A 19259-nucleotide genomic window follows, 5' to 3' on the forward strand; every position below is an offset into this window, starting at 1 on the left:
GCCCACTACCCACTTGTTCCTAAATCTGAGTGCGCGCCTTTTCGGCGTGCACATGATTTAAGGACATCTTTTCTTTTATCATTCGATGATTCTGACCACTTCAATATTTCGTCTAAAGTTCTAAAACAGCCCAAGCACACATCGTGCTCATTCAGGCAGCACTGACGAATACATGGCGACACCACATTTGAATCATCTTCCTTTTCACCATCATCAGACATGTAATTTGCCTCAACTAGCAAGCCAATCAACTAATAAACCAATCAACTAACAAACCAAGAAGCGGCTACCAACATCGGAGTCCACCTCTTTAGTCTCATTTAAGTGTAAAAGGGCTTAGCGACAATGTCATATTCCGCCAAGCTCTCTATTGTTGTATGTCTACCAAACATATACTGCTGCACAGCAACCAGAACATATACTGTCGCATGAAAACCACGCCAACGCTTTACCGCGTGACACTCTCTATGCTAAACCCTTTTCTGGCTCAAGGGTCTTCGGCTTGTTTACCCTATTGCTAAGCCACAGCCCACTGGTTTGCATCAAATAACCAAAGACACCTCCCAACAATAACGATGGGATAACTAGCTGCCAGTTCGCTCCTGCGGCGAATGTCGCACATGCACCAATGAAAGTACCAGGTATGTAGGCCAGCCACGACTTTTTAGCTTGAATACACATCATGAACGACACCAATGCAGTAATCACGTAGCCTATAATATCCATGTTTACGTAGCTTGAACCTTTTATAATCACCAAGGCCCAGAACACACCAGATAAGTTCGCAAGTAGACTCTCTAGCAAACCTTTCATTCCATTATTGGGCGCAGCAAAATAACTCGTGCAACCTAAAAATCCAGCCCAAGACAACAACCCAAGCGTAACGGCAATCCAACCCCAAACGCCGGACAGTAAACCCGTGGTTAAAGATATTGCAAACAATGTACTCATGAAAACTCCGACAGACGCTACCTTTCTATAGATACGCAGCATTCAAACGACAGACATGACCAACCGCAGCTAGTCACGCAGAAAAAGCTGACAATATTATCACCAAAGGTCACCTATTCCACCTGAAGAAGGGCAGACTCTCACAATTCCAATGAGATCAGGTTCACAAAAATAAGATGAGGAAAGAAAAAAGCTCACACTCGAGGAAGGAGAGCGAATGCAAGCGTTCAAAACTTTTTCTAAGGGTAGTTACACAATCAAAGTCGTAAGTAATGCCTGTAGATCGACTCGCCCATTAGGGGTTAGAGACCACGTATACAATGTGAGGCTCAAGAGTACACTTAGCCAAAAACAGGCATTAAAGCTTGGAGAAATTGGCTTATGACGCAACAACGATTGGGCGAAGACAGCTCCCGGCCACCCTCCCAATATTGAGGCGAGATGAAATAATGATTCAGGTATTTGCCATTGACTATGGTTGGAGACCACCTTATCTAACGCATACAGTGAATACGTTGTACCACTAATCAACAATAAATAACTGATCATAAACGTGGGATAATTAAGTAGATATAGACTCGCTACAAACGTCGTGATAAACCAGATGACTAAAGCAAATGAGAAGCCAAATGTAATTGGTCGATGAACATCCGTAGCACGCAGATTTCCGCGTCCATCCTTCGCCAATGTAAATGTAACTTTTTCCTGAACTTTGGGCCTGACACTATGTCCAGACAAGTCCCCAATATGGAATACAATTCTGATAGGTTCATCGTTCACAGAAATAAAACCATACCCTTGTTGATCATTCCACTCCGATACCACCCCGGAGATAGCCATGCTAACCCCCCCTTTTTCTTAAGCCGAGTCACGTTAAGCCTCAATGTTATTTATATTTTATACATTGACCTGAACACATAACCAAAGTCTATGAAAACATTCCTATAATCATCATGATTCAGGTCACAAATACTAACAATTCAATAGGTAACTGGTTTTATACTGTATGGAGTATTGAAGTATATCGAGGTGACTCTTCCCTGCTAACATCATCGAGTCTTGAAGAGCATAGCAATTTTCAATGCCATCGAGAATAGAAGCACAAGACAAAAAAAAGCCCACTGAGAAGTGGGCTAGCTCAAATACCCATTGAAGAGACGGGCAATCTTTTAGCTGAGTTACCCGATATTTCTGGGTAATAAATGTTAGTTGGCTATGTGAGGCGCTCTTAAAAAAAACGCCTCGCTATGAGTTCTCAACCAAAACGCATAGCAAATTTAGCCTCTAAAAAAAGAGAAACCAATATTAAGAAATTGGTTATTAATTGTCAATCTTATTATATTAATAGTTGATAAAACTTTAGGTAGCAATGCAAACTGATATAGTGATATCATTTGCATAAATTCATATCACATAAGTTTATTAACTTATCAATCAATAACGTTTATTTATCGTTATGCGAACCAGAACTACGGCAACAACAAATAATTATGCTTTTAGCTACAACTAGAAAGCTGCAAGTTATGTTTTCTCTCGGATACGTGAGTGAGGTGACAATTTCTGAATCTGAGTTGGGCTACATCATTTCTGCTGTTGTCGACGGGGACTCCACTGTCCACATATCTGATTCAAAAAATTATGTAAAACATTTCAGAAGCGCAGACTCCGCAATATCCGCACTCAAGAGTATAGGAATAACTTCGGCGAGAATTAATCTAAATGCCTACCAAGATAAATCCATATAAAATGCCAGAAGACTTGCCTAAAGACGGCATTGAAATAACCATGAACATCACCGGACACACCGTCTTTTTCTCTGGTCAATTGAACAATGAAGATATAGTGTTCGTAACACGCAGGGGCGCTATTGCCACTTTTAAAAGTATTCACGCCTGTCGTGATTTTATCACTAAATTTTTCCCCGGCTGCAAGGTCAAGGTGGCTATTTGTGAATGACAATATCGTTGAAAAAGTTCGTAATAACAAAGCATTATCATCCCTAAACACGCTATTCTTCAACCCTATAGCCGAACTCGATGAGCAGTTCTGCGAAGGCTTCCAGCTTGCCTTGGACCAAAGAAAGAAGATAAAACCAATCCTGTGCCCATTTGGAAATAATATTCTTCATTATGCATTAATGATCAACCACCCCATGTCAGCATATATTGCTCATCGATATCCGGAGCTTAAAAATCAGAAAAATGGTCATGGACAATTGCCCATTCACTTTGCTGCATTCCATGAGAACCTGTCTCTCGATATATTTTATCCAGACAGAGGGATTACATTAACTGATGATAAAAACTTCACTCCTCTACATATCGCGGCAGAGAAAGGAAACATTCAACATTTTGCTAGATTAGAACATCTCGCCCAAGTCGATAACATTTACAATGCGCTGCCTCTGCATTGGGTAATGAAGAATCATGAAGAAAATAGCATTACTCGATGTAATAAAGTTCTAATGGCAAAGAAGCTCATCTCATCTAGCCCAACGAAATATCAAATGGCGCAGAAAAATGCGATCGACATGACTCCTAATGATTGGATGGAATTAACATATTCAAGCAAAGAAATTGATTTCTTACTCAAGTAAGAAACAATAACAAACCTCCAAAATGCCAAAAAAATACAAAAAAGAATAATCATCAATGAACAAAAACAATCTATTCCGTGATGCCGAACACTACCATAACAATGCTATTATCCAACACGAGCTATCAGTCAAAGTTATTCACTCAATAGATATAAATAACCCTGAAAAGATATTAGATATCGGTAGTGGAGACGGCACTGTCACACAGTATCTCAATGAACACTTTCAAGGCCATGTATCAGGAATTGATATTTCGCTTCCGATGCTAGAGTTTGCCACTGATCGTTGGAAAGAAAATGTAGATGTCAGTTTCCAGCATGGCGACGCGATAAGTTTCCGTTCGGTCACTAAATTCGATCTAATCACGTCTTTCAACTGCTTGCACTGGGTTTCCCCCATTGAGCAAGCGTTGAACAATATCCACTCACTTCTGAGTAACAATGGAACCTTCATTGGATTAGTCTACCCACGCTGTGAAAGCATTTGGCTGCCAGCGGAGAGCCTAGAAAGTCACCCAAAATGGTGTAAACACTTTGCAGACTTCACCAATCCATACCAATTTTTAACAGCCGATGACTACCGGATACAACTACATCAGGCTGGGTTTTCGTCAATCAAGGTTGAACAAAATACCTATCAGAAGCAATTCAACAGCTCCACCCAGTTCTTGCACTATATCCAAAGCTGGTTGCCCCACTGCAATCATTTAGATCCGAGCCTGCGAAATGAATTTATACACGACTGGCATCTGCTATTTAGCGAGATGAACCCTTTCGGTCCAAAGGTATTGGAGTATGATTCAATTACCTTCGCGTGCCATCGTTAACCCAGCAAACGCTGCAACTCAGACAAAGTGTTTACGGTGAATGTTGGCTGAAGCTCAGTGGGATTGCCTTGCGCTTGGCTATTCAGCCAGCAAGTATCAATACCGAAGCCAATTCCGCCTTTAATATCTGAAAGCAGGTTATCTCCAACCATGAGAACTCGGCTTTTGTCCGCAGTACCCATTTTTTGCATTGCGTAGTCAAAGATTTTCACATCAGGCTTGGCTACACCGACTTGCTCAGAAATCACCACGTGCTCGAAATATTCACTAAGGCCCATTTTTTCCAAACGAATCGCTTGCAGTTCAGTGAATCCATTAGTAATGATCCCGAGCTTCACTTTTCCAACCAGAGAATCGAGCAGCTCTTTCGCGCCAGGTAGCATTGAGCAAATGTCTGCCATCGCTTGCAAGAATGCGTTGTTAAGCTCCTGTGTGGTCGTGCCCAACTTCTCTGCCCACGACTGAAAACGGATATGCTTTATTTGTGCGGCCGTGATATCGCCATTTTGATAATCATCCCAGAGCGGTTTATTGAGCCGTTGGTATTCTTGGTAATCTTCTTGAAGGAACTCAACGCCTTTTCGTTCAAACATCAACTGCATACCTTGAAACGCATCAAAATGGAAAAGCGTTTCGTCTGCATCAAACAATACCCACTCGTAGTTCATAATCTCTCCTTAAGATTTGAAACATAGTGTAAATTGTTTTCCTTTAGTTGATAATACACATTAAAAGAAACACATTGTTGACTAAAACTCACCATGCAAACATTTTCTAGTATTCCAGCCTTTGTCGCGGTTGCCGAATGCGGCAGTTTTTCTCTCGCTGCGCAGCGGCTTTCAATCACCAAGTCGGCGGTAAGTAAAAGAATCACCACACTTGAAGGCGAGTTGGGGGTTAAGCTTTTCAACCGTACGACACGCAAGCTAAGTACCACAGAAGCAGGTCGCCGTTACTACGATTACGCAGTGCGCTCGCTAAACCTTGTGCAACAAGGGATAGACTCGATTTCGGAGCTGCAAGGTGAACCAAGGGGAAAGCTGCGCATTAGTGCTCCCATGTCATTTGGTGTGATGCACATAGCGCCGTATCTCTCTGAATTTATGCAGACATATCAAGAAGTGGACATCGACTTAAACCTAGACGATAAAATCACCGATATTGTCGATGAAGGTTATGACTTAGCCATTAGAATCGGCCAGCTCTCTTCGTCAAATTTAGTAGCCAAGCGCCTGACAACTTGCCGTAGTGTATTGTGTGCGTCTGATAAGTATTTAGACAAGCATGGAGCGCCTGAGCATCCGAGTGACCTAAGCCAGCACAATTGCTTACGTTATGCCTACTTTAGAGGCGGCCGCTCTTGGGTATTTCGGCATGCCAGCGGAGAATATAAAATGACCCCGACTGGGCGCTTGGTTGTGAACAATAGTGAAGCAATACGACGAGCCGTTTTAGCGGGTGATGGGATAGCACAACTGCCGACGTTTCTCATCGGCAAGGATATTGTGAAACAAAATGTACAGGTAATACTCCCCGAGTATCAATTTCCGACGCATGCTGTCTACGCCGTTTTTTCTAAGCGCGAATATTTACCACTCAAGGTCACCACGTTCATTCAATTCTTAAGTGATAAACTGGGTAACGACGTTCCCTATTGGGATCTTCCGCTCGCAGACCAAACAAAATAACCATACATGGAAATAGGCGCAGGAGCCTACACTCCTCCAAACGCCTACTTCCAATTCAAACTGCCCTACCCATTCAATGACTTAAACGCTTGTGTCGCACGTATTTGGTCATAAGCGTTTCGAAGGCAATAAAAACCAAACCCAACCAAATAAAGCTAAACCCAACCATCTTAACTCGGTCAAAGGCTTCGCCGAACACAGTGATCGCCAGAAAAAACTGCAGCGACGGCTCAATATATTGCATCAAACCAATATTAGACATATCTGTTCTTCTCACCGCCATCGAGTAAAAGATAAGTGGCAGTAAAGTGATAGGTCCAGACCCTAAGTACAGAGCTAGCGTGGCAAAGTTCGATGTCAAGTTTGCGGCCACTAGCTCAGATGGGTGAGAGAGCAGGTAGAACAAAGCAACGGGTGCAAGCACTAGCGCTTCAACAAATAAAGACACATCCCAGCTATAAGCAATATTCTTTTTACACCAGCCATAAATAGTGAAAGCCAGTGCCATAGTTAGCGCGATCGTTGGCACCTGCCCATATTGAACGACTTGATACATAACACCAATCAAGGCGAACAACAAAGCACACCATTTGCCAATCGACATCCGTTCCCTAAAAATAAAGAACCCCAACGTGACCATCATCAGCGGGCTGATAAAAAAGGCTAAGCTCGCATCCATCACGTGATTGTTGGTCATCGCCCACGTAAAGGTATACCAAGAAACGCAATACACCACACTCGCGAGCGTGGCAAACATCAGAGACTTCCGGTCACTGAAGATCTCGACCAGTTTCGGCCACTGATTTCGCAATACATACACCAGCACAGCAGTAAACGGAACCGACACAATGATTCGGATCGCTAACAAGTCATCCGTCGAAGAATTAGGTAGTAGCTGATAATAAAGTGGCGTAAGTCCCCATAACAGGAAAGAAAACGCCGCCAAAAGGTTACCGGAGCGAGTTGAAGTCATAGACATTCCATCCACAAAATATAAATAAAACAAAAAGATAACGATGATTTAGTGTGCATATACGTATCTCATGCAAGATTGGGTATATGAGCCAGAATAGGAAAAACAGAGTCCTATACCCAAACAACCTGAGAGGCGCAGAAAATGCGAAAGCGGTTTGGGTATATGAGCGGCTATAGTCGATTTTAACTGACAAAAAGTCAACACAAATACGAGGGGAATGAGGATAAATTTTGGCTAAATGCGGGTGCAGATCTCTCCTGAAATTAAACGATGAAAAAATGCAGAATTGAGTACCATAACGCTCACTGCTATACAGTCAGTTTATTTTCGCTATACAGTCAGTTTACTTTCGCCAATCACTCACATTTAACGTGTAGGCAGCATGATCAAATAACCGACCCTTAATATTCTCCGCACCCGTTATAATGCCTTCAAGTGTAAACCCTAACCGCTCGCAGACACGGCGGCTCGGCCAGTTGCCTTCCGCGGCAAATATTAGTACGTTTTCCAGATTGAGTTCTTCAAAGGCTAAACCAATCAGCACCCGCACCGATTTACTGACAATTCCGAGGCCTTGATAACGAGCACTCAGCCAATACCCTATTTCAGCTTTTTTAAGTGCTTTATTAATATGATTGAAGCCGACATTCCCCACAATTTGGCCGCGGTAAACAATCGCGCAAGTTAACGACTTGCCATCTGCGTAATCGTGCAAGGCTTGCTGAATAAACTGAGAGAAAAATTCTTCGCCATCGGCATGCGGTGGCCAAGCTAACCATTGGCTCAAAGCATCTTGCTCTGCGCTAACGATAGCAAAATACTGACTCGCAAACGAAGGCTGCACTAGCGCCAGAGACAAATCTTCTTCAATATCTAATGTGAACACGTATTTTCCTTTATAGCCGTCTATGCCGCGCACATGATTGGGCGACTTTGTTAGAGGGGAGAATGGGATAGCGATGTAGTCAAACTAAGACCGAATACTTACTGGGTTATTGGAGGGCAAAGTGGCGAAGTTTCTCTTCGGAAAACCGATAGTATTGTTTCTCTGACACAAGATCTGCGCCGATGGAATGATAAAACTCACCAGCTTTTGGGTTGGTGGTTTCCGCCGTCCAGTCTAATCGAGCACACCCTTTCTCTAGAGCGTAAGCGGCAAGAAATTGCATGATACGCCGTCCAACTCCGTGCCCACGCGCCCGCTGTGAAACAAACAAGTCTTTCATATACATTTGCCCAGAGAGCTTCGGAGCTGGGTACATAATGGAATAAGTAGCAAAACCCATGACAATGCCATCTAGGTAAGCCACGATTACACGCACGCCTGAATCCGGTGAAAACAAAAAGCTGCGAAGATATTGCTGAATTTCCGCTGGGCTGGCAGCTTGTTCAGCAAAATAATACTCTTCCAATTCAACAAAAATCGCCGTTAGTTGATCTGCTTTATCTGCAGTCAATATTGTAAGTTCCATCGTCACCTCAACAAGCTACTCGCACATTTTGAAACATCCAAAATACGAAAATTTAATCAAGAAGACAAGATTTTCATTCTTTTCAAACAATTACACGTTTATAAGTTGACAGTTGTTCATCTGCCATGCTGGCTCAAACGTATTACGTTCCCAATAAGCGACCATCATATCGTCGCAGAGCTCAAGTTTGTTGATGCGCTGCCCATTGACAATGCGTCCTGGCCGTAACACTGGAAATGGGACGATCCTAATCATTTCCAATGTCTGGTTCGTTATATATTCTTCCGGGATATCAAATGGCTTGTTGTAAAAAGTGCTATCGGGATGAGCGCCAAAATAAATAGAGTTATCCGCCTGCTGATACCATACACAATCGTAGACTCCATATAGTCTCTCAAGCTTTGACAAACATTCAAACCCTGTTCCTTGACTGGAGAAATGAGAAATATAGCGCTGAGAATAGTCTTGGTTAGGCACTTCAAAGTGCAAATTGGTGATAAGAGAGAGTTTATTCAAAGCATCGGACAAAGTTGGCCGCTCAATGCTCATCGAGAGCTGTTGTGAAAGTACAGCGCACGCCTCTTTGACACGAATCAGCGTAAGCCCCTCTTTTTGCTGAGATACGTGGGTAATATACCCTTCCATCCAAGGTTTACTTTGATCTCGATAGCCGATATTCAATTGGACTCTATCGAGTTGATTTGGCTGAGTCTCACTTCTTACAACGAAAGTGGCCGTTCCAGCGGTACAAAGCTGTAATCTCACGTGATTACTCAATAATTCAACTTCTTTCCCAGCGATAAATAAACGTTTTTCTAGCATCATTACATGGTTTCCTTTTCCTTGATCAGACGCTACTTCACGGTTCAGCGCCAGTTTATTGACCAAATTAACAATGCAATATATTTGCCAAGTTAATTAATTGGATAAATGTAATCACAAATTATTATGAGTCTTGAATGGGCAGCCTCGGCCACATCCTTCTGCAAGTATCTGCTGTACTGTCAGTTAATCACCTCTGCTGTGAATATACGCTCTAAGCATTTCCCCGTTTAAAAAAACTGCTGAAGATCTCTCCTTTGAAATGAATAAAATCGCCTAAAAATAATTTTTATGGGTTTACCTAACACCCTTTTTCCCCCTCACAGAAGAAGCCAATTTAACCCTATGGAATCGCAAATATTTTAAGGTCTCATGGCCCACAATTTCCATGCCAAGAGTAACGTTCTTAGCCACCATATACGCTAAGTTCACCGTGTCTTATATATGAGACGATTCCATATCATAACTACAACTAGTATTGAGTGGTTTACCTATTAGCAGTACGTAACCTAGCAACCAAATAACTCACGACCTTAACAGGCATTAATGCTTTTAGAGTTCGGAAGTCATGCTGTTTATACCGTTCATAGGCAACGAAAAACTACATTCATAAACTAAAACATGCTCTGAGTAGCTACACAACCAACTCAGGGTACGGGCACTTTTTTGTGATTTTAAAAAGGAAATGATCATGGAAAATATAATATTACGGATACTACCCCGCTGCTCTGCGCTAGTGGGACTGAGTGGCTTACTCCTATTGAGTGGCATCTCGACTGCTTTAGCAAATGAAGCTGGCGGTACTGATACACCTGCATTAAGTGAAACAGTGGTCGCCAATACAACTCAGCAGGCACCAGGCGACATACCAGTACTTTTACTTTCTAATAGGGACTCTGACAATACATATACGAGAAACGCGTTTTTAGCCAATATGATTGGTTTCTCTTTTGATACCCATTCTACCCTTATTGATGGGATACCCACTTTAACTCTGCTCCAACAGTATGATGTTGTTTTACTGTGGGAAAATGGTTTGATGGGAGACCCAAGGCCTCAATTAACCGGTGATGTGCTTGCACAGTATGTTCTTGGCGGCGGTAACCTAGTCATTGGCACCTTCTACTGGCAAGACAGAAGTGACAATACTATCTACAACCGAAATGGGTGGGGTAATTTAGAAGCCATAGATCCGTTTACCGTCAGTACAACGACTAGGCCGGGCTCAGAATACAATAACGATACATTGGATGCAGGCTCCATCGTCACCCACCCGTTGACAGATGGACTTAATTCCATGACTGGTTTGTATCATGGTGGTGTAGCGGCCAAAGTTGGAACCACGGTCGTTGCCAGCTGGAGTGATGGAATCCCACTGATCGGCTTTAGTGCCGAAAACTGTATTGTCGGTATAAGTCACTTTCCTACTCACGATAGGTATATAACTGTATCTGGTGATTTCTACAAAATGTGGGAGAACGCACTTAATTTTGCAGCGCTTTCTTGTAACCAAACCCTTCAAGTGGACATTGATATCAAACCGGGTAGTGATCCTAATTGCTTTAACGTCAATTCTCACGGCGTAATTCCTGTCGCGGTTCTTGGTAGTGAATCATTCGATGTCATGAATATAGACCCAGACACCCTCAACTTCGGCGGACTTGAAGTTCGAGTTAGGGGTAAAAAAGGTCCGCTATGTGGCGTTGAAGAGTCCAACAACGATGGGTTTATGGATTTAGTCTGTCATTTTGAAGATGATGCCGATAACTGGGAGCCTAATAATACTGATTTAGCTACTCTCAGCGGTACGCTATATGATGGTAGCGAATTTTCTGGCTCAGATTCTATTTGCGTCGTGCCATAAGACCATATATCTATAAATGTATTTCGATATTTTACATATGTAGAAAAAATAAATGATAGCAAGCACTTGCTTGTTATCATTTAATCTTAACACTGCAGCAATACTAACCTCCCCAGAAAAGCATGCCAAACATACCTACAAAAAACAATATAGCCAAGTCATTAAAACTATTGAACAACCACTTAATACCACAGCGGAAATCGATGTAACAGATTGTTTTAAATATATTTTTCAAATTATATTAAATTGAAATTCAATAAACATAAACACAGAAAACGGGCTATAATTAGTAAAGTGCCTAAGGACTCGGCACACCAACCTATGAACCTCTAAAAAGTAAAAAGCTAAGGCACCGTCATGAATTTAGCCTATTTAAATGGAATTAATCTATTTACCCCCACCAAGTTATTAATATTTATATTAATAACTTTTTTGTCGTTTACTACACATGCAGCTAAAAAGGAGAAAGGACCATTCCCCGCACTGAATTTGCCTGAAAAATCTCAAGGACAAGCAGCCATCCAAGGCTTAGGAGATAAACTTCCCGAAGTCGCCGCTTGGTATGGCAAAACGCCAACCGAATTTTCGGACCTATTACGTAGTGACAATACTTTATGGCTTGATAAATCGGGGCGCATATTCTTTGTGGAAAAGCGCCCAAACGTACAAAATGAAAGTTCTCCGCCTGCACCAACCAGCGCACCTCTTTCACATACAAGCACTTTATCACTACACAGTAAGCCCGATTCGACAAAAGTCATCTATCTAGATTTCACCGGGTTCTTTACCACAGGTAGGGCTTGGAATGTAAGTTATGGCGAACCTATCGATACCGAACCTTTTGATTTAGACGGGCTGTTCCCCGTAGATGAAATCACTGGCGAACCTATTTTTAACGACGATGAACTAGCCGTTATCCAAGCGGTGTGGCAACAAGTCGCAGAAGATTTTGCTCCATTCGATGTTGATGTCACAACTGAAGATCCTGGGCAAGATGCAATTACGCGAGGCAATAACGACGAACACTATGGTACACGTGTCGTCATCACTGCAGATTTTACGTCCCCGCCTTGTAACTGTGGGGGCTTTGCTTACCTAAGCATCTTTGACAGTATCAACGAGTATGGTCAAGCATCAGACTACTATAAACCTGCCTTTGTCTTTTATGACAATTTAGGCTCTAACGCGAAAAACATCGCAGAAGCAGCCACTCACGAAGCAGGCCACAACCTAGGTTTGCAACACGATGGCGTTTCAGGCGGCTCGAGTTATTACTATGGTCACGGCGGCAACCTTTCTGTTCCAACAAGCTGGGCACCAATCATGGGGGTTGGTTACGGTAAGTCAGTAACTCAATGGAGTAAAGGTGAATACTTAAATGCCAACAATACCCCAGGCAATGGTGGCGATGACGATATCGCAGTCATGCAAAGCAATGGCGCCCTTCTTCGTAGTGATGATCATGGTGACGTTTATACAAACGCTACCACATTACTCGGCACAACCGACAATGGCACGGTGACATTAACTCCACTATCCGCCATTATTGAGCGGCAGCTTGATGCCGATTTTTTCCAAGTCTCGACGGGCAATGGCGCTCTAAATATTGACGTTACCCCTGCTCCGCTCTATCCAAACCTCGATATTCGAATTGAACTTTATGACGCATCAGGCGGGATAATCGAGACCTTTAACGACCCAGCTACTCTAGCTGCGGAAATTTCCAGCTACCCAGTTGCCGCTGGGATCTACTACCTAGCCATATCTGGCGCTAATTTTGGCGACCCGTTTGCCGATCCTCCAACTGGCTACACAGACTACGGGAGTTTAGGGGCATACACCATCAATGGTAACTTCCCTGAATCAGGCGGATTACAACCACCTGTAGCAGCAGCGTCCGCTTCGCCTATTAGTGGGTTTAGGCCGCTTAGCGTACAGTTTACTGGAGACACCTCTAGTGATCCTGATGGGGATGATAGCCTATTAACCTATTTATGGGACTTTGCAGACAATGGAGTAACATCGACAGTTACAAACCCACAGCATAACTTTACCGATCTCGGTAGCTACGATGTGGTGCTGACTGTGACTGACAGCGATACATTAATGGACACCGATACTGTGACAGTGACGGTCAATAATAACCCACCGACTGTAGCTCCAACAGCTTCTCCATATGATGGTCCCGCACCGTTAGACGTGTCGTTTTTCAGTAACGCAGAGGATGTAGATGGCACCGTTGCCAGTTATGATTGGCAATTTGGCGATGGCAGTAGTACCCAAGCCAACCCTAGCCATACATATACGCAGGCAGGCAATTATAACGTCGTCCTCACCGTAACGGACAATGATGGAGACACGGCCACTGATAACATAACTATTAACGTCTCAGCCGATCCTAGCGTCAACACGCTCCACCTTGATACCTTCAGCATCGCCATTGTCGCGAATAGCTCCAAAGGTAAGGGAGGTAACGGCAATGGCAACGGAGGTGGAGGAAACAGTGGCGGTGGCGGTGGCGGTGGCGGTGACTCTGGCAGCACCCAAGCGAAAGTTAATATAGTCGTTGTAGATGAAAATGGAACAACTATGAAAAACGCACACGTAACCGGAGAATGGAGCGGTGATGCAACTGGGAGCTTCACTAAAAAAACAAACCCAAGTGGCAGAGTAGAGTTCACATCGCAATCAACCACAGCTGAGAACGGAACGTTCACCTTCACAGTAACCAACGTCGTTCGCTCTGGATACACTTATACCCCGGAACCGGGCAATGAGACGGTTTCCGCCAGCTTCTAGCATCCAAGAAGCGTAAAGTAAAAAAAGGTGAGCGTTTAACGACGTTCACCTTTTTATTGCATGGTTATAACTGGATTTCTCAAATTTGTGTGGTGGCGTTAGCGCCGAAAGAAATTGGTTTCATGAATGCTTTTAATCTTAGGTGAAACATATTAGGCTGTGCGCAATTTCAGCTAAGACCAATTTTCAAGAGAAAAATCAAATGAACTCTAACGATATTCCTAAGAACATAAGGCCGTTTAAACTCGCACGCCAAAACCTTAAAGGTACCAAAAGGGCAATTATTTTCCCTTGGATTGTTGCAATATTCGCGATGGCAGTAACGCAACTTATATTCGGAACAGCTTCACTCCCGCTAAAACCCACTCACCCAGGAGTCGTCTTGACTCTATCATTCTTGATGTCTTTATTCCTATACCCTGCCTGTCTAGCTATTGGAAAAACAGGAGCTGGACTAGTCGCGCTAAAAAAACTAAAGGGAGAAAGTGTTACTCAATTTGAAGGGTTCAGAATCAGAGGATATTGGAAGAAAGTCTTTTTAACTTCGGTGATTCAAAACCTGATAATCCTTATCCCTGTTATTCTAATTGGGGGATCAATCGGTGTCCTAGCTGTCGTTAACAAATTGGATTACAACATAATCTCCAATACAAACTTGGTTATCTTTGCAGTCCTATATACCGTTATCGGGGCGCTCTACATGATATTGATGCTTATGAACATTATGCTAGTACTTGATCAAGGCCTAAGCCCGTGGCAAGCAACAAAGACATCATGGCGATTAATGCGCCGAAATATTGGTAGTGGAATAATACTGACCTTATCTATATCGCTGCTTAATTGTCTCGCGCTAATCACACTAGGACTTGCTCTTATCTGGACTGGGCCTCTCTCATCACTCATGGTGGCCGCCTATTACCTAATTAACTTTAAAGAAGATTACATTTCTCCTGAAGCTAATAGCGAACAACCTGAAATGATTGAAGCGTAACTCAACTATTAAGTGGGATAAAAAGCGATATAGGTTTCCTATCTTTCAACATGTTATTTATCACACGCCAGATGTATATAAAAAACGCCCCTATCAAAGGGGCGTTTTTTAACTAATGGCTAGTAGTGTTTATTCCCAATCAAGAATAACTTTACCCGATTGACCGCTACGCATGGCGTCGAAGCCTGCTTGGAAATCATCGACCTTGAAATGGTGTGTAATGATTGGTGTTAGATCTAAGCCAGATTGAATCAATGAGGCCATCTTGTACCAAGTTTCAAACATTTCACGACCGTAGATACCTTTGATCACCAAGCCTTTAAAAATCACTTGGGTCCAGTCTACTGCCATGTCTGATGGTGGAATACCCAACAGCGCGACTTTGCCGCCGTGGTTCATATTCGTTAACATACTGTTGAACGCTGACGGTACACCTGACATCTCTAGGCCAACATCAAAGCCTTCTGTCATACCGAGATCAGACATTACGTCTTCAAGCTTCTCTTCCATCACATTCACTGCACGAGTCACACCCATCTTCTTAGCAAGATCTAAGCGGTATTCGTTAACATCAGTGATGACAACGTGACGAGCACCAACGTGCTTCGCAACAGCAGCGGCCATGATACCGATTGGGCCAGCACCGGTGATCAACACATCTTCACCGACTAAATCAAAAGAAAGCGCTGTATGAACCGCGTTACCAAATGGGTCAAAGATAGAGGCTAGATCATCAGAGATCTCAGCTGGGATCTTAAAGGCATTAAACGCTGGAATCACTAAGAACTCAGAGAATGCACCCGTACGGTTTACACCGACACCGGTTGTGTTGCGGCAAAGGTGAGTACGCCCGCCACGGCAGTTACGGCAGTGACCACATGTGATATGACCTTCACCAGAAACGCGATCGCCCAGTTCAAAGCCACGGACTTCTTGGCCGATACCAACCACTTCACCCACGTATTCGTGGCCAACAACCATTGGCACAGGGATAGTATTTTGTGACCACTCGTCCCAGTTGTAGATGTGTACATCAGTTCCACAAATAGCGGTTTTCTTAATCTTGATTAGAAGATCGTTGTGGCCAAGCTCAGGCTTTTCCACTTCGGTCATCCAAATGCCTTCTTCAGGCTTTAATTTTGATAATGCTTTAATTTTCATTATTTGATGATTCCCATATCACGACCCACTTCAATGAACACATCAATCGCGCGATCGAGTTGTTCACGGCTGTGCGCAGCAGACATTTGCGTACGAATACGTGCTTGGCCTTTAGGCACAACAGGGAACGAGAACCCAACGACATAGATGCCTTTCTCTAGAGCGCGCTCGGCAAATTCAGCCGCTACTTTCGCATCACCCAACATGATTGGGATGATTGCGTGATCAGCGCCCGCCATCGTAAAGCCAGCATCTGTCATACGAGTACGGAAATGTGCAGAGTTGTCCCACAAGTGGCTACGTAGACCCGCACTTTCTTTTAATAAATCGATAACACGAATTGAAGCGTTAACAATCGCAGGAGCTACAGAGTTAGAGAACAAGTAAGGACGTGAACGCTGACGAAGCCAATCAATCACTTCTTTTTTACCAGAAGTGTAACCGCCTGACGCGCCACCCATTGCTTTACCTAGTGTGCCTGTAATGATATCGATGCGATCAACAACGTTATGGAACTCATGAGTACCTGCGCCTGTTTCACCCATAAAGCCTACTGCATGTGAATCATCAACCATCACCAGCGCGCCATATTTATCAGCCAAATCACAAATTGCTGGTAAGTTTGCTACCACACCGTCCATAGAGAACACGCCGTCGGTAACAATAAGCGTATTGCGAGCGCCCGCTTCTTTAGCGGCAATCAATCGCTCTTCAAGCTCAGCCATATTGTTGTTCGAGTAGCGGAAACGCATGGCTTTACACAAACGTACGCCATCGATAATCGATGCGTGGTTCAAAGCGTCAGAGATGATGGCATCTTCTTTACCAAGAATGGTTTCAAACAAACCTGTGTTCGCATCAAAGCAAGAGGTATATAGAATCGTATCTTCTTTACCCAAAAACTCAGAAAGCTTCTGCTCTAGCTCTTTATGGATATCTTGTGTACCACAAATAAAGCGCACAGATGCCATACCGAAACCATTCTTATCCATACCTTGTTTGCCAGCTTCAATAAGCTCAGGGTGGTTGGCTAAACCAAGGTAGTTATTCGCACAGAAGTTGAGAACGTCTTGACCCGTCGAAATGGAGACTGACGCTTGCTGCTGAGAAGTGATCACGCGTTCAGACTTGTATAAGCCTTCTGCTTTTACGTCCTCGATTTGCTGCTGAATTTGATTGTAGAATGAAGATGACATACTCAATTCCTTACTAATTATTATTTGGGTACTGGCTGGTTCTATAGGTACGACAGTATTTTCGCAGCCGAATTCGAAACTGATGGCATTCGGCCTGCGCTCTCTAGTGTAATCCATCTCTTTCTAACACATTAGTCCTTTAAGTGGAAAAACATTAATGAACCACAGGAACAAATAAAGTTCAAAAACCAAGATCTAGTTCACAATAAACTGGATAAATGACTAAACGAGTATCTTCCTGATCGCTAACTCTGTGTTTGCACGTTAGCGGATATCAGCAAACTTATCACTTAACAACTATATTGATGTATAAGTTGTGTCATCTCTTGCCCGTCTAAAACCTCATTGTGGCTACAGCTGTCGGTAGACAATAGGTCTTGACCAAAAACGCAGCTATCCCAGATGATGTACATCTCACCTTTTAGCTAATGTTTGATCATTTTTTCTCGTAGAGCTATACGAATAAGCTTAAACGCCGACAATAAAGTGTGATCAGATTGAGCTTATTTTTGGACAAAAGTGAGTCAGTGACTTTGCTAATTTAGAAAACAACGGATTAGCTTAAGGGCTCTTCTCCGCTTAAGTATGGAAAAGTAACGCTGCGCTAAGCTGCGGGAAATCGTGGCATATACTTTTCGAAGCAAAAGTGCCACGTGTTGGAGGTCAGTTTGAGTGCTTTGTTATGTGTATTTCTGACACGGGACAACAAATTCACTTGATTGAATAAAAGATTTGTATGCCAAGAGTGCTAATGATTCAACATTGGAATAATGATTTTTTTGAAATGAAGCGGAACTGGTACAATAGCTCCGCTTATTACTAATAATTTTCTGACTACTTAAAGTGGTACAACTTTATTAGCGCAAGGTCCTTTCTGGCCTTGACCAACTTCAAACTCAACCGCTTGACCGTCATTCAATGTTGCGTATTCACCACCACTTTGGATTTCTGAGTGATGAACAAAAAGATCTTTACCGCCGTCTTCTGGTGTAATAAATCCGAAACCCTTATCCGCATTGAACCACTTAACTATACCTTTACTCATAACAATCTCTTTTAGTTTAATAATTTTGTAATGTTTTGCATAAGTAGTATAACGACTAAACAGGGAATTGACTAATTTTGGTGTCTAACCCAGCTTTCACTTGAAACAACGATAGCGGAAAGTGATAATTCAAACTAATCAATGCATTAGAGTTACTATCATGATAGACGCTACTATTCCAAAAATAGATTTGTCTCCTCTATGGGGGAAAGAACCTGAAGGCGCTGAACTAGTGTCACGTCAGATTAGAAATGCATATAGAGACTATGGGTTCGCCTATTTGACCAACCATAACATCTCCGATAAATCTCTAGAGGGGATTTTCGAAGCTGCTAGAGAATTTCACAATTTGAGTCTTAGTGAAAAGCTGGAAATTAAGCAAAATAACTGCTTCAGAGGCTATGTACCACCCAATGCATCCCAACTAAAAGTTTCTAGCTTGGGAAGTGCAAAAAATCCTAATCAATTAGACGCTTTTGTTATGGCTTTTGAGCCTGACAAGTTAAGCAACGAGTATAAAAAAGGTCTCTATCTTTCGGGTGACAACCAATTTCCTGGTCATGACGCCAATTGCTAAGAGCGGGCAGGATTAGTGCATTGGCAGGTGTCGATTTTGGCATCTACTACGAAATGAAACGCATGAATCTCTCCAAAGGTGATTTCAGCTTACCATTCACTCTGCGAAGCAGCCCTGTGACCTTACAAGTCTCACGTAAAACAATAGACGCACAAACCATAGAGAGACTAAGAGTCAGTCTAAAAAGCATGCAGCAAGACGGAACACTACGCACTGTTGTGCAAAGATACTTCGGCGACTACTACCGCTACCTCATTGCTGATAGCGATAAAGAGTGAATTTCGCGTAGGATTTT

General features: G+C 43.0%; 20 protein-coding genes. 9 read left to right on the plus strand and 11 right to left on the minus strand.

From position 1 onward, the window contains the following. Positions 1–5: 5 nt before the first annotated feature. The 3 genes from L4C34_RS04030 to L4C34_RS04040 form a co-directional block, all read right to left on the minus strand. On the minus strand, positions 6–221 hold the full coding sequence (locus L4C34_RS04030) for a DUF1289 domain-containing protein (protein WP_428788060.1): 216 nt from the start codon (positions 219–221) through the stop codon (positions 6–8). Between the two features lie 244 nt (positions 222–465). Continuing rightward, positions 466–951: a DUF1097 domain-containing protein gene (locus L4C34_RS04035; RefSeq protein WP_428788061.1), complete on the minus strand. Its 486-nt coding sequence runs from the start codon at positions 949–951 to the stop codon at positions 466–468. A 249-nt stretch (positions 952–1200) separates the two neighbouring features. Continuing rightward, positions 1201–1791, minus strand: a complete 591-nt coding sequence (locus L4C34_RS04040) for a DUF1294 domain-containing protein (protein WP_428788062.1) — start codon at positions 1789–1791, stop codon at positions 1201–1203. Positions 1792–2670: 879 nt separating this feature from the next. Between L4C34_RS04040 and L4C34_RS04045 the strand changes: the two genes are divergently transcribed. Genes L4C34_RS04045 through L4C34_RS04055 form a run of 3 tightly spaced genes read left to right on the plus strand, consistent with a single transcriptional unit; the run spans position 2671 to position 4373 of the window. Beyond that, the gene (locus L4C34_RS04045) at positions 2671–2907 is read left to right on the plus strand and encodes a hypothetical protein (protein WP_428788063.1); all 237 of its coding nucleotides are present in this window, start codon (positions 2671–2673) and stop codon (positions 2905–2907) included. Further along, on the plus strand, positions 2900–3547 hold the full coding sequence (locus tag L4C34_RS04050) for an ankyrin repeat domain-containing protein (RefSeq protein ID WP_428788064.1): 648 nt from the start codon (positions 2900–2902) through the stop codon (positions 3545–3547). The genes L4C34_RS04045 and L4C34_RS04050 overlap by 8 nt, the downstream gene beginning before the upstream one ends. A 55-nt stretch (positions 3548–3602) precedes the next feature. Continuing rightward, entirely contained in the window at positions 3603–4373 is a 771-nt protein-coding gene (locus L4C34_RS04055; RefSeq protein WP_428788065.1) for a methyltransferase domain-containing protein, read from the plus strand. Here the strand turns inward: L4C34_RS04055 and yjjG are convergent. Beyond that, positions 4370–5041, minus strand: a complete 672-nt coding sequence (gene yjjG / locus L4C34_RS04060; RefSeq protein WP_428788066.1) for a pyrimidine 5'-nucleotidase — start codon at positions 5039–5041, stop codon at positions 4370–4372. The two genes, L4C34_RS04055 and yjjG, sit on opposite strands and share 4 nt — an antisense overlap. 93 nt (positions 5042–5134) lie before the next feature. Between yjjG and L4C34_RS04065 the strand changes: the two genes are divergently transcribed. Beyond that, the gene (locus L4C34_RS04065) at positions 5135–6061 is read left to right on the plus strand and encodes a LysR family transcriptional regulator (RefSeq protein WP_428788067.1); all 927 of its coding nucleotides are present in this window, start codon (positions 5135–5137) and stop codon (positions 6059–6061) included. A 73-nt stretch (positions 6062–6134) separates the two neighbouring features. Here the strand turns inward: L4C34_RS04065 and rarD are convergent, their stop codons facing one another. The 4 genes from rarD to L4C34_RS04085 form a co-directional block, all read right to left on the minus strand. Then, positions 6135–7034: an EamA family transporter RarD gene (gene rarD / locus L4C34_RS04070; protein WP_428788068.1), complete on the minus strand. Its 900-nt coding sequence runs from the start codon at positions 7032–7034 to the stop codon at positions 6135–6137. Between the two features lie 346 nt (positions 7035–7380). Continuing rightward, positions 7381–7923 carry a GNAT family N-acetyltransferase gene (locus L4C34_RS04075; RefSeq protein WP_428788069.1) on the minus strand — a complete coding sequence of 181 codons (543 nt, stop codon included), beginning with the start codon at positions 7921–7923 and terminating at the stop codon, positions 7381–7383. A 106-nt stretch (positions 7924–8029) separates the two neighbouring features. Continuing rightward, the gene (locus tag L4C34_RS04080) at positions 8030–8509 is read right to left on the minus strand and encodes a GNAT family N-acetyltransferase (protein WP_428788070.1); all 480 of its coding nucleotides are present in this window, start codon (positions 8507–8509) and stop codon (positions 8030–8032) included. A 90-nt stretch (positions 8510–8599) separates the two neighbouring features. After that, a complete protein-coding gene (locus L4C34_RS04085) occupies positions 8600–9334 on the minus strand; it encodes a hypothetical protein (RefSeq protein ID WP_428788071.1) in 735 nt (244 codons plus the stop codon). A 688-nt stretch (positions 9335–10022) separates the two neighbouring features. Here L4C34_RS04085 and L4C34_RS04090 point away from each other — a divergent pair. From L4C34_RS04090 to L4C34_RS04100, 3 genes are all read left to right on the plus strand, one after another. Next, complete coding sequence (locus L4C34_RS04090; protein ID WP_428788072.1) at positions 10023–11195, plus strand: hypothetical protein; 1173 nt, start codon at positions 10023–10025, stop codon at positions 11193–11195. 357 nt (positions 11196–11552) lie between these two features. Then, on the plus strand, positions 11553–13994 hold the full coding sequence (locus L4C34_RS04095) for a PKD domain-containing protein (RefSeq protein ID WP_428788073.1): 2442 nt from the start codon (positions 11553–11555) through the stop codon (positions 13992–13994). 202 nt (positions 13995–14196) lie between these two features. Then, the gene (locus tag L4C34_RS04100) at positions 14197–14985 is read left to right on the plus strand and encodes a DUF2189 domain-containing protein (RefSeq protein ID WP_428788074.1); all 789 of its coding nucleotides are present in this window, start codon (positions 14197–14199) and stop codon (positions 14983–14985) included. Positions 14986–15114: 129 nt separating this feature from the next. Here the strand turns inward: L4C34_RS04100 and tdh are convergent, their stop codons facing one another. The 3 genes from tdh to L4C34_RS04115 form a co-directional block, all read right to left on the minus strand. Continuing rightward, positions 15115–16146: an L-threonine 3-dehydrogenase gene (gene tdh, locus L4C34_RS04105; RefSeq protein ID WP_428788075.1), complete on the minus strand. Its 1032-nt coding sequence runs from the start codon at positions 16144–16146 to the stop codon at positions 15115–15117. Continuing rightward, the gene (locus tag L4C34_RS04110; protein ID WP_428788076.1) at positions 16146–17342 is read right to left on the minus strand and encodes a glycine C-acetyltransferase; all 1197 of its coding nucleotides are present in this window, start codon (positions 17340–17342) and stop codon (positions 16146–16148) included. The genes tdh and L4C34_RS04110 overlap by 1 nt, the downstream gene beginning before the upstream one ends. A gap of 838 nt (positions 17343–18180) precedes the next feature. Continuing rightward, positions 18181–18387: a cold-shock protein gene (locus L4C34_RS04115; protein WP_428788077.1), complete on the minus strand. Its 207-nt coding sequence runs from the start codon at positions 18385–18387 to the stop codon at positions 18181–18183. A gap of 160 nt (positions 18388–18547) precedes the next feature. On the opposite strand from L4C34_RS04115, the gene L4C34_RS04120 reads away from it, so the two are divergent. Continuing rightward, the gene (locus tag L4C34_RS04120; RefSeq protein ID WP_428788078.1) at positions 18548–18964 is read left to right on the plus strand and encodes a 2-oxoglutarate and iron-dependent oxygenase domain-containing protein; all 417 of its coding nucleotides are present in this window, start codon (positions 18548–18550) and stop codon (positions 18962–18964) included. Positions 18965–18984: 20 nt separating this feature from the next. Then, positions 18985–19242, plus strand: a complete 258-nt coding sequence (locus tag L4C34_RS04125; protein ID WP_428788079.1) for a hypothetical protein — start codon at positions 18985–18987, stop codon at positions 19240–19242. The last annotated feature ends 17 nt before the right edge of the window (positions 19243–19259 follow it).

The organism is Vibrio profundum (genome assembly GCF_050337555.1).
Taxonomy (GTDB): Bacteria; Pseudomonadota; Gammaproteobacteria; order Enterobacterales; family Vibrionaceae; genus Vibrio; species Vibrio profundum.

What these genes read in the sequence shown, in the direction of transcription:
- L4C34_RS04095 (WP_428788073.1), top strand. Translation starts at nt 11,553, where the DNA reads ATGAATTTAGCCTATTTAAATGGAATTAATCTATTTACCCCCACCAAG.
- L4C34_RS04040 (WP_428788062.1), bottom strand. Translation starts at nt 1,791, where the DNA reads ATGGCTATCTCCGGGGTGGTATCGGAGTGGAATGATCAACAAGGGTAT.
- L4C34_RS04120 (WP_428788078.1), top strand. Translation starts at nt 18,548, where the DNA reads ATGATAGACGCTACTATTCCAAAAATAGATTTGTCTCCTCTATGGGGG.
- L4C34_RS04115 (WP_428788077.1), bottom strand. Translation starts at nt 18,387, where the DNA reads ATGAGTAAAGGTATAGTTAAGTGGTTCAATGCGGATAAGGGTTTCGGA.
- L4C34_RS04090 (WP_428788072.1), top strand. Translation starts at nt 10,023, where the DNA reads ATGGAAAATATAATATTACGGATACTACCCCGCTGCTCTGCGCTAGTG.
- L4C34_RS04085 (WP_428788071.1), bottom strand. Translation starts at nt 9,334, where the DNA reads ATGATGCTAGAAAAACGTTTATTTATCGCTGGGAAAGAAGTTGAATTA.
- L4C34_RS04045 (WP_428788063.1), top strand. Translation starts at nt 2,671, where the DNA reads ATGCCTACCAAGATAAATCCATATAAAATGCCAGAAGACTTGCCTAAA.
- L4C34_RS04065 (WP_428788067.1), top strand. Translation starts at nt 5,135, where the DNA reads ATGCAAACATTTTCTAGTATTCCAGCCTTTGTCGCGGTTGCCGAATGC.
- L4C34_RS04110 (WP_428788076.1), bottom strand. Translation starts at nt 17,342, where the DNA reads ATGTCATCTTCATTCTACAATCAAATTCAGCAGCAAATCGAGGACGTA.
- L4C34_RS04055 (WP_428788065.1), top strand. Translation starts at nt 3,603, where the DNA reads ATGAACAAAAACAATCTATTCCGTGATGCCGAACACTACCATAACAAT.
- L4C34_RS04080 (WP_428788070.1), bottom strand. Translation starts at nt 8,509, where the DNA reads ATGGAACTTACAATATTGACTGCAGATAAAGCAGATCAACTAACGGCG.
- L4C34_RS04100 (WP_428788074.1), top strand. Translation starts at nt 14,197, where the DNA reads ATGAACTCTAACGATATTCCTAAGAACATAAGGCCGTTTAAACTCGCA.
- tdh (WP_428788075.1), bottom strand. Translation starts at nt 16,146, where the DNA reads ATGAAAATTAAAGCATTATCAAAATTAAAGCCTGAAGAAGGCATTTGG.
- rarD (WP_428788068.1), bottom strand. Translation starts at nt 7,034, where the DNA reads ATGACTTCAACTCGCTCCGGTAACCTTTTGGCGGCGTTTTCTTTCCTG.
- yjjG (WP_428788066.1), bottom strand. Translation starts at nt 5,041, where the DNA reads ATGAACTACGAGTGGGTATTGTTTGATGCAGACGAAACGCTTTTCCAT.
- L4C34_RS04035 (WP_428788061.1), bottom strand. Translation starts at nt 951, where the DNA reads ATGAGTACATTGTTTGCAATATCTTTAACCACGGGTTTACTGTCCGGC.
- L4C34_RS04030 (WP_428788060.1), bottom strand. Translation starts at nt 221, where the DNA reads ATGTCTGATGATGGTGAAAAGGAAGATGATTCAAATGTGGTGTCGCCA.